Below are 12,508 nucleotides of genomic sequence, written 5' to 3'. Positions count from 1 at the left end.
TATTGTTTTCGGCCGATGCCGGCCGAGGTCGACGAAGCGTTCGCCCGGGGGAGATCTTCGAGTCGTCGGCCCCGAGAAGTGAAGGTTGGAATTGCCCGCTCGACAACACGAATGGCCGTCAGAGCTGCTTGACGATCGCGCCTTGTTCGTCGAAGATGGCGATGGAGGCCGTGCCGTCCATCGCTACCCGCAGCTGTATTCGCGGTCGGCCTTGCTGGTCGCATAACGTCAGACCTGTTCCGTTCTCGTTGTCGACGAACAGTCGCAGTCCCACAGGGTGTTTCGCTTCGTCGGCCGATGCCTTCAGATCCGATGGGTGGTATATCTCCAGACCGGCACCGCCCGTTTTGTCCTGCCATCCGGTCCCCAGATGGATGGCGTCTCCATTGGGGTAGTCGAACGAGATCTGCGCGCCGTCACCGGCGGCGAGGATGCCGCCCTTCTCGTCGCCGTTCTCATCGTTGAACAGCATGTAGGACCCGTCGTCCGGCGCGCGCCGTGTCTGCGCCGGATACGTCTTGCCGCCGAGGATGACCGGCGGTTTTCTCGTCTCGAACAGGAAGCGCTGCTTACCGCGACGATCGACTACTTTGAACGAGCTCTCCATGGTCGAAGTGTCGTTGTCTGCATCGCTGATTTTCGCCGCAGCCACCCCGATCCCGACACCCACGGCGGCCGCCGCGGAGCCCACGATGACCGAACGGCGGCTGGTCGTACCACTGTTTGTCTTCTCGTCTCCCACCGCCTCGATCATATTGATTCACTGCCGATTTCGCCTGCGCACAGCCGTCTCGCTCGTCGGCTATTTCCGGACATCCTGCGCCGCAGTCGATCTCGCCGCGCAGGCCGCCCGCCCGGCGGCATTATCGTGTGTTGCTGGTGCCGAGATGATCTCGGCACGGTGATCGGGCCCTCGCAAACCTCGTCATCATCTTCGAAGAGCCGCACTTGGTCCACACCGCCGTCTACTCCTCGGGCTCGACCGGCGGTTCCACCTCTGTACCGTCAGCCTTCTCGAACCGCCCCGTCCATGTCATCACTACCTCCCCGTGAATTCGACTGTCAGCAAACGGTAGCGGAGCCCATCGCCTTCGCAGCGAAGAACCCGGACGAACATCTCCGAACCTTGGCACGCGGGGGGCGCTGGAAGATCATGCCGCCCAACCAATCTGAACGATCAACCAACGTGCGCCACGAGGCACTACAGGACGTTCGCTGGACCGGCTCGGCCGACCACGCGGATCGGGGTCAGCAGAGCGGAACGCGGCCAATACAGTACGTTCGTCGCCGGGATGTCGGCTGATCGTCCTGTGCTTTCCGAGGCGAGGAACGCCGGGCGTGCGTGTCGAGTGACTCGGCAGCTACCGCGAGGTCGGGGGCAGGAGTCGGCCGCTGAGGACGGGACGTTCGTTGAGGTCATCCAGACCCACCCCGACGCCGAGGTTCTCCGCAAGCTTGTAACACATTCCGTCGGGCCCCAAGGGGCCGTATTCGTGTTCTTCGAGCCGGGCGCCGAGGGCCCGCATCTCGGTGTCGAAGCGGTGCGGGTCGCTGCCTGTCCGTTCGACTCTGTAGGTGATGTCGAGTCCGGTGATGAGACGGCCGTCCTCGGCGTACCGGAACACCACTCCGCCATTCACGTCGGCGTGCAACTCCAGTGCCGCGGTTCCGATCGAGGCGCGCAGCACCAAGCCGCGGTCATAGAGGGATTTCCAACTGCCGTGCTCCCACGCCCAGGCCCAGCTTCCGTAATGCCCTGCGCTGACCACATATCCGTCGTGTACATAGAGAAGGCCGCCCAACTCGTCGTGGAAGTCATACGGCGCGCGCACCGCCACGGTGTCGTGGTCGACACCCATCCGCTCCAATAGCTCCCGGGCGTTGATCTGACGCGCGAAGGTGAGGCCGACCAGCGGCAGATCCCTGTCGTACATCCACCCAAGGCCACCGGTGGCGGTGTTCACGACACCCCCTGTTCGCTGCTCGCGACCAAGGTCGAAAAACACAGTCCATGATCCTGAAACCAGGCGCCGTCATCAGCTGAAGCAGTCACAACAGCTGACACTGCCATGAGCCACCGACACCCATGGCCGGACCCGGATTCTCGAAACCCTCTGAACACACGGTATTCGGCATTACCGATCACTTGAGTCGGCTATAGCCAGAGGTGCGCCGCTGCCCTGGGTCTTGCCGTCGGTCACCGTCGATGTCGTGTAGGTGGCCTTCCGTTATGCCGACGACCCTGCCGAGGTAGTTCGGTCGTTGGCGGGGTAAGTGCTGAGACGCTGAGCGAAGCGGCGCCGATTCTGCCGACTACCTCTCATGGAAACCGCGCGTGGGAATGGTTGCTGCCGAACACAACTGACGTCCGGCCCGCTCCTCTGGGCTGCGAGCCGCCGTGTTCGGTGCCTTCGATCACGGCCACTCGCCGAATGCTGTCACAGCGGTTCAGGTGTCGAGCGCGCCGGACGATCGGGTCGACCAGCGCCGGATGGTGTCGGTGAGCAGGGTGGGCAAGGTCGCTTTGTGGGGGTCGACTCGGTCGTGGGGGCCGACCAGGGAGACAGCGGCGACGACGCTGCCATGTTCGTGGACGGGTGCGGCTACGACGGCGATGTTGTCGAACAAGGGGCCGCTGGGACCGCAGTAGTAGCCGTCGCGGCGGATGGCGTCGAGCTCGGTGATCAGGGCGAATGCCTCTCGATGGTCGGCCGACTCGACACCGGTGACGTAGTCGAGGCGTTCGTCTCGGGGCAGGTGTGCCAGCAGGACTCGCCCGATGGCGATGGTGTGCAGCGGGAGCCGAAGGTGCCGCTCGGCCAGGTAGCTGATCACGCTGTGGTCGCCGGTGTCGGTGGCGTCGATGGAGATGGCGGAGTCGCCGACGCGGATCGCCAGTACGACGGCCAGACCGGTCACCTCGTGCAGTGCGACGAGATCGGCGTGGTGGACGGTTTCCAGCGGCCGGTGCCCGGCGCGCAGGGCGAGGACGAACGGTGCCGGTCCCAGGGTGTAGCGGCGGTTTTCCTCGGTGAGGTAACCGACGGCGACCAGACCGTTGACCAGGCTTTGGATGGAGGAAACCGGCGCGCCGAGCCGCACGGCCAGGTCGGTCAGCCCGATGGGAGCGCGCTCGAGCGCGACGGTATCGAGGATCGCCGCCGCGCGATCGAGGGTGCGGTGATGGGGACGTCGCCGCCGACGTGGTTGTCCGGATTCTCGGCTCATTCCGCTCCTTGCTTTTTACGTAATTATGTAGGAGTTGATCACATTGTGTAAACCTGGATCAGGCGGCTACTTTAGACCCGCGAGGGACGTCGAGGATATTTCCCGGAGAAAGGAAATTCGATGGCATCGGATGCGGTGGCCGTACCCGATTCGGCACTGGCAGAGGCGGTTACGGATTTACTCGCCGCGGCGGCTCCGCAGGTGTTGGTGAATCACTGTCGGCGCACCTATCAATTCGGATGGGCGCTGGGAAAGCGGCGCGGATGGAAGGTCGACCGAGAAACGCTCTATATCTGCGCCACGCTCCACGATCTCGGCCTGACCGAAAGATACGACGGGCCTGCCGGATTCGAGGTGCAGGGTGCGGCCGCCGCCGAATCGTTCCTGATCGAGCAGGGTTGCCCGCCGGAGCGGGCGACGCTGGTGAAGGATGCGATAGCCCTGCATCTGGATGGTGTCGCCGCCGTGAACGACCCGCGCCCGGAGGTTGTGCTGACGGCTATGGGAACCGGTCTGGACACCCATGGGTTTCGCGTCGACGAGATCGACCCCCGACTTCTCGACAAGGTCGTGGAGAACTGGCCTCGTTTGGGATTCCGAGAATGGTTGCGCCGCGCGTGTTTCGACCAGGCCGAGCGTAAACCGGAGTCCCGGGTCGCCTGGTGGGTCAACGGCGGGTACATGGGACCCGATATCGGAAATCCGCCGTTCACGGAGTAAGTCACAAACCAGATGGACGAAAGAAGCGTAGCGATGAAACGTTTCACCGATCAGACGGTTCTCATTACCGGCGGAGCGCGGGGCCTTGGTGCCAGCCACGCCCGCGGGTTCGTGGGCGAGGGCGCGAATGTGGTCATCTCCGACATTCTCGAGACCGAAGGCCGGGAACTGGCCGCTCAACTCGGCAAACAGGCGCTGTTCGTCCCACACGACGTGACCAGCGAACAGGACTGGGCCTATGCGATCGATGCCGCCGAGGACAGCTTCGGGCCGGTGTCGGTACTGGTCAACAATGCCGGTATCAGCGGCGCGCCGGCCGCGATCGAAGACGGTGACCCCGCCGCCTGGAAGAGGGTCGTCGATATCAATCTGACCGGCACCTACCTCGGCATCCGCGTCGTCGTCGGGTCCATGCGCGCCGGGGCGGCGGCGCGATCGTCAACATCTCATCGGTCGGCGGCCTGACCGCCGGGCCGCCGCTGCGCAGCGCTTACAACGCCAGCAAATGGGCGGTCCGCGGTCTGACCAAGGCGGCGGCAAATGAACTGGGCCGCTATGGTATCCGCGTCAACTCGGTCCACCCCGGATTCATCGACGCCCCTATGACCGACACGTGGGTCGGCATCCCCGACACCGCCGACGCCCCGGCCCCGACCACGCCGTTCTACCAGCGGCTGGCCATAGCCCGTCCCGGCCGCGAGGACGAAGTCACACGCATGGTCCTGTTCCTGGCCTCCGACGACGCCGGATACAGCACCGGCTCGGAATTCGTGGTCGACGGTGGCCTGGTCCACGCGCCCGCACTGCCTGCTCGATGAAACCGAATTCGGAAGGGGCAAACGATCAAACCCACGCCTGCCACCCGGCCACACGCGCGAACCACCGAAGGCGTGCTCCGCGGCACACGCGTCAACGGGGTGGCCGTGTTTCGCGGTATCCCCTATGCCCAGCCACCCGTGGGCCGCTGGCGGTTCGCGGCACCACAGCACCCCCTCCCCTGGACGGGGGTCCGGGAGGCGGTGCGGTTCGGTCCGCCGGCCCCGCAACCGACTCTGTTCGGGTTTCCCGCGCTGCCCACCGAGGGATTCGACGATCCGGATCAGTGGCTGACACTCAATGTCTGGACACCCGCCGACGCGGACGCTCTGCCCGTCATGGTGTGGATTCACGGCGGCGGCAACAATATCGGGTGGTCGGCCGTGCCGTTGTACGACGGTTCAGCGCTGGCCGCGCGTGGCGTTGTCGTCGTCACGGTCAACTACCGCCTCGGTGTCGAGGGTTTCGCCCGGATCGCGGGTGCGCCCGACAATCGAGGTCTGCTCGATCAGACCGCCGCACTGGCTTGGGTCCAACGCAATATCGCCTCCTTCGGTGGTGATCCGAACAACGTCACCGTTTTCGGCCAATCCGCGGGGGGGTGGCTCGTCCCTGGCGTTGATGACGATGCCTGCCGCGCGGGGCCTGTTCACCAGGGTGATCGCGCAAAGTCCGACGCCACGTCCGTTCAGTCCGGAACTTGCCGACGCCGTCAGCGCCGCGATCGCCGAAACCGCCGGTGCCGAGCCGACGGCCGCGGCTCTGGCACAGCGCACACCGCGACAACTCGTCGAGGCCACCTCCGCGGTGCAGTCCGCACCCCTCGCCCACTGGTGGGGTGAAGGCCGACACTTCGCCTGGATGTCGCTGTTCCAACCGGTTGTCGACGGCGAGGTGCTGCCGCAGTCCCCCTGTGCGGCGCTCGCCGACGGCGCGGGCCGCGAGATCGATCTGCTGGTCGGTCACACCCGCGACGAATGGCGGACCTTTCTCCACGTACCAGGCACTCCTCCGGTCACCCCGGATCTGACCGAGCGGGTGCTGCGCGACCTCTCCCCGGGCGGTGACCCGGAACGATACCGGCGGGCATATCCGCACGTCGATGACCGCCAGCTCCACGAGATCGTACTATCGGATCGGCTGACGAGAATACCCACAGTGCATGCGGCGCAAGCACATACCGCCGCCGGCGGCCGAACTCACCTGTACGAGCTGCGATACGATCGGACACCGATCGCCGCCGGCCACAACGGCGATATCGCCCTCGTCTTCGGAACTTTCGCGGCGTCGACACAGTTCTACGGCGATCCGCCCGCCGCCGAGGCGTGGGCGCTGGCATCGGATATACAAGCATCATGGATTGCGTTCGCACGCAACGGAGATCCCGGTTGGCCGGTCTACGATGAAGGCAGCCGACCGACACGGCTGTACGACAACGACGGCGCCCATACCGGCCCCTATCCCGAAACCCGATCTCTGCTCCTCTGGCAACACCACCTGCCTTGCGCACCACTACCTTTCGCTACCGAACCCTGAGTCGCCGCGTCTGCCGCACACCCAGGTCCCTGTTCGGTTCGAGATGCGGCCGACTCGCCGCGGGTGTGGTCCTGCGGGGTCTGGGACCAGTCGGCGGTGTGATCCAGAAATGGCCAGGTCACCCTTTCGGGTCTGGCCGGTGGGTAGCCGGGGGAGGCGTTTGATGGCTGCCCACGTCGTAGCGGTTGGCGCCGTGCCGGTATGTGCGGCACCTGGCGTTGAGGTTCGCCGATGCCCCGGAGTTCCGCGAGTGGTGGCGGCCGGAGTACGCCGAGTTCGTGTCCGGGAAGCGATCCGCGATTCTTAGTGCGGTGTCCACGAATTCATACTGGTCAAGCGGCACGAGTTCGTAGTCTGCCCCAGCGTTGCTGGTGTTCGGGACGGACGCGGCGGTTCGCGGCGTTGGGCGGCGCAGCGGCCCGAACCGGGACTTGGTCGGAGTCGGGCACGACTCGGCATCGTTCGCCGTTGCCCAGCAACGGATCAGCCACGGGTACGACGTCGGTAGTAGTGGATGGTGACGATGCCCAGCAGAGGTCCCCATGCCATCAGCGGGATGTAGCAAATGTTCATCAGCCACTCTCCCCAGGTCGTGATCTCCATGTGGGCGTGCAGCGTCGTCCAGACGAAAAGCACGCCGTAGATGGTGCAGGCGAGCGCACCCAGCGCCGCAGGGATAACCGCGACAGGCACGGGAATGGGGCGTCCGCGCAGTCGTGGAATCCAACGCGGCCACACCTCGCCCCACGACTGAACCAGACCCAAGGTCAGCCAGGCCAGTGCCTCTTGGAATGCGGACAACAGCGGTAGGACGAGATAGCCCCATCCAGGTATCAGCATCGTGGCGTATTCGCCCTCTCCGAGGCCGAGCGGGATGCCGATCACCACGGCGAGACGCCATAGGGAGGAGGGCAGGCATATCCACAAGGTCGCGGCGGCGGCGCGCCGGGCCCACGGGGGGACAGGCGATGCGGTCGCCAGAGGCAAAAGAGCGGGTGGCAGCGCGCCGATGGACACGAGGCAGCCTCCTGGGCGAGGTTTGTACCGACCTCTCCGAGGCTGTCACGCACCGTCATTCGCCACATCCGCCCCCGGAGCGATACGTATCAGTCCGTGGACGCACACCGGAGGGCATAGCGTCCGACTTCAGGCGTACTACCTGCCGCGGCGACCGGACGCAGAAAATGATCCACAGTGCCATGATCGGCCATCGACGCAGCCGTAGAGACACCGAGTCCTCGTTCGCCACACCGGTTTTCGCCCAGCGCTGAGCCGCGGCCGAGGAGCAGGTGCATATCCATGACACTCCGTCAACCGGGCCCGTAGTCATAGAACGTCAACCCGCCGGATTTCCGCGTGGATGCGGTGCTGGCCGAGGCGATGGCGGTCGAGATGGCCACGGCGCCGCTGGCGTACTCGATGTCTACTGCAGCGGCGGCGTTCTCGGCGGCTCGCTTACTTGTGAATCGCTTGACCTTGCGGTTGTCGTCCTTGACGGTCGCGTACTTCTCGGGGCCGATCGGGTATCGAGCTTCGAAGTAGCCGTTGCGGGGATCGGCGTCCCCCACGTAAGCCTCCTGGGCGTCGGGCGCTGATGCTGTATCGCGCCGATCTCATCCCCCGACGCTCCCTGCGGCAGATCACCGACAGGTTCGCAGTTAACCGCGCAAAACATCGATTGTGCAGGCAATCTCGGTGTCTGAGGGATGGATCACGTTGATACCGGAGATGCCCTCAATACGATCGTGGCGTGGATGTTTATGAGGCAGTAGCGAGTAGGCAGTCTATTCGTACGTTCACCGATCGACCGGTGGCGCGCGATGTGCTGGACAGGGTACTGACAGCGGCCGCTCGCACGCCGTCGGGCGGCAATCTGCAGCCGTGGCATATCTACGTTGTGACCGGTGATCGGCTGGTGGAGTTGAAGAAGCGCATCGCCGAGCGGGTGGCCATCGGTGACCGTGGCGACGAGCCGGAGTTCGCGTACTACCCACCGAACATGGCTTCGCCCTATCGGGAACGTCTCGCGGATATGGGATCTCGTCGATACGGTGCGCTCGGTATCGCTCACGACGACACCGAATCTCGCGCTCGGGTCCGGGCCGAGAACTGGAACTGTTTCGGAGCTTCTACCGCGCTGTTCTGCTATCTGGACCGAGACATGCCCCCGCCGCAGTGGGCGGACACGGGTATGTACCTACAGACGGTGATGTTGCTGTTGCGGTCCGAAGGACTACACAGCTGCACCCAAATCGCGTGGGCGGAGTATCACCACACGGTCGATGAGGTGATCGCACCGCCAGCGGAGCAGATCCTGTTCTGCGGTATGTCCATAGGCTTCGCCCACCCCACCGCCACTCACCCCTACCTACCCCGAGCTCCCCTGTCCGAGACCGTGACGTTCCTCGAATGAACCGCCACCCCAGAGCCTTCCACTTCATGGACTGATATGAACTCTCACCGGAGGACCCGCCTCCGCCTCGAGCCGTACAAAAGTAAGCCTTGATGGGGATGTGGTTTTCCGCGTCGGCGGGCAGCATTCGGCTAGTGCTTGACAAATCGGTAGACCATCCGTTGTTCCGTGTGTCCCCAGGCGCGCCGCGCTGGGCAGTCATCGCTGCCCGTCTCGTGCCGGTGGCCGTTTTGCCGTTCACCTTGTGGCGGCTCGGCGCGGTATTGGGGCTTCCCCTTGGCGAGGCGACGAATCTGCCCTGGTGGGCACGGGGATACATCATCGCGATCATGATCGTGCTCGAGGCATTGGCGTTCCTGACCATCGGCCTGGTGAGTCCATGGGGTGAGGTTGTGCCGCACTGGATTCCGGCGCTGGGTGGCCGACCGGTCCGCCCACTGGCCGTCGTCGTACCGGCTCTGGTCGGCGCGGTGCTGGCCACCGCCGGTGGCCTCACCTTCGCCTACAACTGCTACACGATGCTCGCCGACCCGTCCTCCACCGAAATGGGCGGCCCGGCCCAGCGGGTGATCTTCACACTCTGCTACCTACCCCTGGCCGCATGGGGACCACTGCTGGCCGCGGTAGCCATCTCCTACCATCGCCACCGCACCCGCGACGGTATCGCCCCGGCCATATCCACACCGGCTACATAGCCGGTCGACCCCTCGGCCGACAAGACTCCTCGAATCCGTTGCTGGGCAATGGCGAACAAGCGGCCTCATTCGCTGGGGTCAGGTCCTGACGGCACGATCAACCGCCCCTCCAGCGGAGCCGCACCCAGGTCAGAACTTGGATTCGGCTGCGACGCTGCTGGTTGGTCGATAGCCGTTAGGGTCTGCTTCGTGGATATTCTCGACAGGTTTCGGTTGGACGTTCCGGTCGTGCAGGCGGGCATGGGCAACATCGCTGGCGGCCGGTTGGCCGCGGCGGTGGCCAGCGCGGGCGGGCTGGGAACTATCGGTCTGCTGCCACCAGACGAGTTGCGCGCGGCGATCGGCAGAGTCCGTGAGGAGGCCGTCGATCGAGCGGTGTCGGTCAATCTGTTGATGCCTTTCGCCCGCCGGCACCATGTCCGGGTCTGTCTGGAGGAGCACGTCGATGTCGTGGTGCTCGCTTTCGGTGGCAACCGCGCCGTCGTGCAGGAACTGCGAGAGGCTGGCGCGTTCGTTCTCGTGTTGGTTGGCACCGAGGAGCAGGCTCGCGCCGCGGTGGCGTGGGGTGCCGACGGGCTGATTGCCCAGGGCCGCGAGGCGGGCGGACATCTGGTGGGAACCGTTGCAGCGCTGGAGTTCCTGCCGCGGGTGCTGCCGATCGCGGGCTCTCGTCCGGTGCTGCTGGCTGGAGGGATTGCCAACGCAACCGATACCGCTGCCGCGTTGGCCGAGGGTGCTGCGGGCGTGGTCGCAGGAACCCGGTTCGTGTTGACCGAGGAGTCCGGAGCGCACCGCGAATACAAACGTCGCGTGCTCGCTGCCGAGAAGACACTGGAGACGACGCTGTTCGGCCTGGGGTGGCCGGCTCGGCATCGGGTCGTTCCGACTCCGGTCACCGAACGCTGGTGCCGCCCCGATGGGGCCGCGCGGCGATTGCCCTCGTTGATCAATGCCTGTAGTGGTCCGCTGGCGCGGGTGGTGCCCGAAAGCAGCGCGGGATCGGTTCTGGCCAAACAGCGACCTTGGCTCCCGTTGTTCAGCCCCGCGGTGCCGGTGGAGGGCATGCCGGAGCAGTGGGTCGACCATGCTGCGCTGTATGCGGGCGACTCCGCGCTGCGGATGGATCGGGTGATTCCGGCGAAACAAGCCGTGGCTGAACTGGCCGGACGCTGACCGATCAGGCCGGTGACGAGGCATGGTGGTGGAACGCCTCAGCCCGGCTTGCTGTCAAGGATGCCGTCGAGCTGGCCGAGGTGGGGCATCGGACCATTCAGGGCGGAAGACCAAGGGCATCAACCGATAGTCGCGCAGGCGTTCGTATCGCGTTGCCGCCAGCAGCATTTCGCTGAAGACGCGAGTGTCGGGATCGGTCACGGTGTACGTGGTCGGGGCGCCGAGTAGCTCGGCGATTCCGGCGGGACCGGGCCGCGCGAGTGCGCCGTCGAGCCCGTCCGCGCCGAGCCCGCGCGCCATCCGCAGCGACGGCCCTGTTCCGCGGATGTCACTATGCGCAGCCCCTCACCGACGGCTCACCCCACCCCGGATCGCTTGGGCGTATGCCCATGGCTACCTGAAAACGAGCTCTCTGCAGCAGTTTCCCTTTGCATCATTCGATCGGCGCGGACCCCAGATGCATGCAGAGAGCAATTGTTGCATAATGCTCTAATGTGGGTTGCGATGGGCGATACTCCGCCGAACTGGGGCAGTGTGCTCACGGCGTGGACGTTTTCGCCGGTGGTGGATGCGCTGCTGGTCGTAGGCGCGGCAGGTTACGGATGGCTGGTGCACCGGCGGCGCGAGCCGTGGCCGACGATCCGCGTCGTCTGCTGGTATGCGGGGCTGGTGGGCCTGGTCGTGACCCTCGACAGCGCGCTGGCGCGGTATGCGCATCACCTGTTCACCGCGCACATGGTGGTGCACCTGATGATGATCATGGTCGTGCCCGCGCTGCTGGTCTGGGCGCAGCCGATCCGGCTGGGCTACGACGCCATGGGCGCGCGGGCCCGCTCGGTCGTCGATCGCGTGCGGACCCGGACGCCGGTGCGGTTTCTGGTCTCGGCGTGGTTCACGGTGCCGCTGTACAGCGCGGTGATCGTGCTGACGCATCTGACCGGTTTCCAGCAGGCGATGGCGACGCACATGTGGATCCACGACGCGGAGCTGCTGCTGTATTTCCTCAGCGGGTACCTGCTGCTGCTTCCCCTCGCGGGCGGGGAGCTCACCGTCGAGCCGCCGTGGCCGTATTCGCTGCGGCTGCTGGTGCTCGCCGTCTGTATGGGTCCGGACACGCTGGTCGGTGTCACGCTGATGATGTCGTCGAGCGTGCTCGCGCCCGCCTACGCCGCCTCCCGCACCTGGGGTCCGGATGCGCTCGGCGACCAGAGCGCGGCGGGGGTGATCATGTGGGTCGGTGGCGACGGCCTGATGATGCTGTTGATGATCATCGTTGCCGGGCAATGGATCCGATCCGGCGACCGCAGTTTCGGCCCATGGCTCGACGATGTCCGCCGCCGCGCCACCCTCGGCGAATTCGCCACGGACACCACCGATATCGACGACGAACAGGCGGCCCTGGACGCCTACAACGCCCGGCTGGCCGACCTGCACAGCCGCGACCGGCCCCACCACGACGGCGGCCGCGACACGGACCCTCGATGACCGGTTTCGCCGGTGTCGCAGCCTCGGATACTCACCCATCGACCAGGAAGGCGATATGAACGACCCTCCGTCACCCACGCCGCCTTACCCGTTCTTCGACCCCGCCGCCATGGCGCGGGGCGATCATGCCGCGTTCGCCGCCTCGAGCGACCGCCTGGTGCGCCACTTGTTCGATGTCGGGTTGCAGCTGTACACCCTGCGCGTCGTCTTCGATCACCTCGACGCAACCCCCGAACAGGTCCGGGCAGCCGGTGACGGTGTCGGCATGATCCTCGACGAACTCGACATGCTCATCCGAGACACCGGCTCGGCGATGCTCGTTCTCACCCGGCACGACCTGTCCACCATCGACGGCGGGCAGCATCGCCGCCGACGCGGCAAACGACGCCACGAATCATGACCGACGCCGGTGCGCCCGAAATCGGTGTCCTACCGACGAATT

General features: G+C 65.5%; 13 protein-coding genes and 2 pseudogenes. 10 read left to right on the top strand and 5 right to left on the bottom strand.

Going from position 1 to position 12,508, the window contains the following annotated elements; all coding sequences use genetic code 11:
• Positions 1 to 118 precede the first annotated feature (118 nt).
• A complete protein-coding gene (locus tag HPY32_RS42785; protein ID WP_156674369.1) occupies positions 119 to 607 on the bottom strand; it encodes a hypothetical protein in 489 nt (162 codons plus the stop codon).
• Between HPY32_RS42785 and HPY32_RS42780 the strand changes: the two genes are divergently transcribed.
• Complete coding sequence (locus HPY32_RS42780) at positions 606 to 905, top strand: hypothetical protein (protein ID WP_156674370.1); 300 nt, start codon at positions 606 to 608, stop codon at positions 903 to 905. The two genes, HPY32_RS42785 and HPY32_RS42780, sit on opposite strands and share 2 nt — an antisense overlap.
• Before the next feature lie 456 nt (positions 906 to 1,361).
• Here HPY32_RS42780 and HPY32_RS42775 read toward each other — a convergent pair whose 3' ends face one another.
• The gene (locus HPY32_RS42775; protein WP_067586236.1) at positions 1,362 to 1,964 is read right to left on the bottom strand and encodes a DUF6461 domain-containing protein; all 603 of its coding nucleotides are present in this window, start codon (positions 1,962 to 1,964) and stop codon (positions 1,362 to 1,364) included.
• A 484-nt stretch (positions 1,965 to 2,448) separates the two neighbouring features.
• The gene (locus HPY32_RS42770) at positions 2,449 to 3,228 is read right to left on the bottom strand and encodes an IclR family transcriptional regulator (protein ID WP_067586239.1); all 780 of its coding nucleotides are present in this window, start codon (positions 3,226 to 3,228) and stop codon (positions 2,449 to 2,451) included.
• Between the two features lie 120 nt (positions 3,229 to 3,348).
• On the opposite strand from HPY32_RS42770, the gene HPY32_RS42765 reads away from it, so the two are divergent.
• From HPY32_RS42765 to HPY32_RS44255, 4 genes and pseudogenes are all read left to right on the top strand, one after another.
• Entirely contained in the window at positions 3,349 to 3,948 is a 600-nt protein-coding gene (locus tag HPY32_RS42765) for an HD domain-containing protein (protein ID WP_067586243.1), read from the top strand.
• A gap of 33 nt (positions 3,949 to 3,981) precedes the next feature.
• Positions 3,982 to 4,766 (top strand): annotated as a pseudogene (locus HPY32_RS42760) (glucose 1-dehydrogenase).
• Positions 4,767 to 4,838: 72 nt separating this feature from the next.
• A pseudogene (locus HPY32_RS45495) lies at positions 4,839 to 5,315 on the top strand (carboxylesterase family protein); the annotation flags it as partial.
• Between the two features lie 70 nt (positions 5,316 to 5,385).
• Positions 5,386 to 6,300, top strand: coding sequence for a carboxylesterase family protein (locus HPY32_RS44255; protein WP_253950102.1), 915 nt, complete (start codon positions 5,386 to 5,388; stop codon positions 6,298 to 6,300).
• A 483-nt stretch (positions 6,301 to 6,783) separates the two neighbouring features.
• Here HPY32_RS44255 and HPY32_RS42750 read toward each other — a convergent pair whose 3' ends face one another.
• Positions 6,784 to 7,317 carry a hypothetical protein gene (locus tag HPY32_RS42750; RefSeq protein ID WP_067586246.1) on the bottom strand — a complete coding sequence of 178 codons (534 nt, stop codon included), beginning with the start codon at positions 7,315 to 7,317 and terminating at the stop codon, positions 6,784 to 6,786.
• A 293-nt stretch (positions 7,318 to 7,610) separates the two neighbouring features.
• On the bottom strand, positions 7,611 to 7,868 hold the full coding sequence (locus tag HPY32_RS42745; RefSeq protein ID WP_067586249.1) for a hypothetical protein: 258 nt from the start codon (positions 7,866 to 7,868) through the stop codon (positions 7,611 to 7,613).
• A 182-nt stretch (positions 7,869 to 8,050) separates the two neighbouring features.
• Between HPY32_RS42745 and HPY32_RS42740 the strand changes: the two genes are divergently transcribed.
• From HPY32_RS42740 to HPY32_RS42720, 5 genes are all read left to right on the top strand, one after another.
• Entirely contained in the window at positions 8,051 to 8,713 is a 663-nt protein-coding gene (locus HPY32_RS42740) for a nitroreductase (RefSeq protein WP_067586252.1), read from the top strand.
• A gap of 230 nt (positions 8,714 to 8,943) precedes the next feature.
• The gene (locus HPY32_RS42735) at positions 8,944 to 9,408 is read left to right on the top strand and encodes a hypothetical protein (protein ID WP_197696462.1); all 465 of its coding nucleotides are present in this window, start codon (positions 8,944 to 8,946) and stop codon (positions 9,406 to 9,408) included.
• 189 nt (positions 9,409 to 9,597) lie between these two features.
• Entirely contained in the window at positions 9,598 to 10,581 is a 984-nt protein-coding gene (locus HPY32_RS42730) for an NAD(P)H-dependent flavin oxidoreductase (RefSeq protein WP_067586258.1), read from the top strand.
• 504 nt (positions 10,582 to 11,085) lie between these two features.
• Positions 11,086 to 12,066 carry a cytochrome c oxidase assembly protein gene (locus HPY32_RS42725; RefSeq protein WP_067586264.1) on the top strand — a complete coding sequence of 327 codons (981 nt, stop codon included), beginning with the start codon at positions 11,086 to 11,088 and terminating at the stop codon, positions 12,064 to 12,066.
• A 55-nt stretch (positions 12,067 to 12,121) separates the two neighbouring features.
• Positions 12,122 to 12,466 (top strand): hypothetical protein, encoded by a 345-nt coding sequence (locus HPY32_RS42720; RefSeq protein ID WP_156674371.1) that lies wholly within the window; start codon positions 12,122 to 12,124, stop codon positions 12,464 to 12,466.
• The last annotated feature ends 42 nt before the right edge of the window (positions 12,467 to 12,508 follow it).

The sequence above is a fragment of the Nocardia terpenica genome, from assembly GCF_013186535.1.
GTDB classification, from domain to species: domain Bacteria; phylum Actinomycetota; class Actinomycetes; order Mycobacteriales; family Mycobacteriaceae; genus Nocardia; species Nocardia terpenica.
This window is presented reverse-complemented; position numbering and strand designations above follow the sequence as displayed.

Excerpts from the sequence above, each read along its gene's own strand:
- HPY32_RS42725 (WP_067586264.1), top strand. The coding sequence starts at position 11,086 with ATGGGCGATACTCCGCCGAACTGGGGCAGTGTGCTCACGGCGTGGACG.
- HPY32_RS42765 (WP_067586243.1), top strand. The coding sequence starts at position 3,349 with ATGGCATCGGATGCGGTGGCCGTACCCGATTCGGCACTGGCAGAGGCG.
- HPY32_RS42785 (WP_156674369.1), bottom strand. The coding sequence starts at position 607 with ATGGAGAGCTCGTTCAAAGTAGTCGATCGTCGCGGTAAGCAGCGCTTC.
- HPY32_RS44255 (WP_253950102.1), top strand. The coding sequence starts at position 5,386 with ATGACGATGCCTGCCGCGCGGGGCCTGTTCACCAGGGTGATCGCGCAA.
- HPY32_RS42770 (WP_067586239.1), bottom strand. The coding sequence starts at position 3,228 with ATGAGCCGAGAATCCGGACAACCACGTCGGCGGCGACGTCCCCATCAC.
- HPY32_RS42720 (WP_156674371.1), top strand. The coding sequence starts at position 12,122 with ATGAACGACCCTCCGTCACCCACGCCGCCTTACCCGTTCTTCGACCCC.
- HPY32_RS42780 (WP_156674370.1), top strand. The coding sequence starts at position 606 with ATGGTCGAAGTGTCGTTGTCTGCATCGCTGATTTTCGCCGCAGCCACC.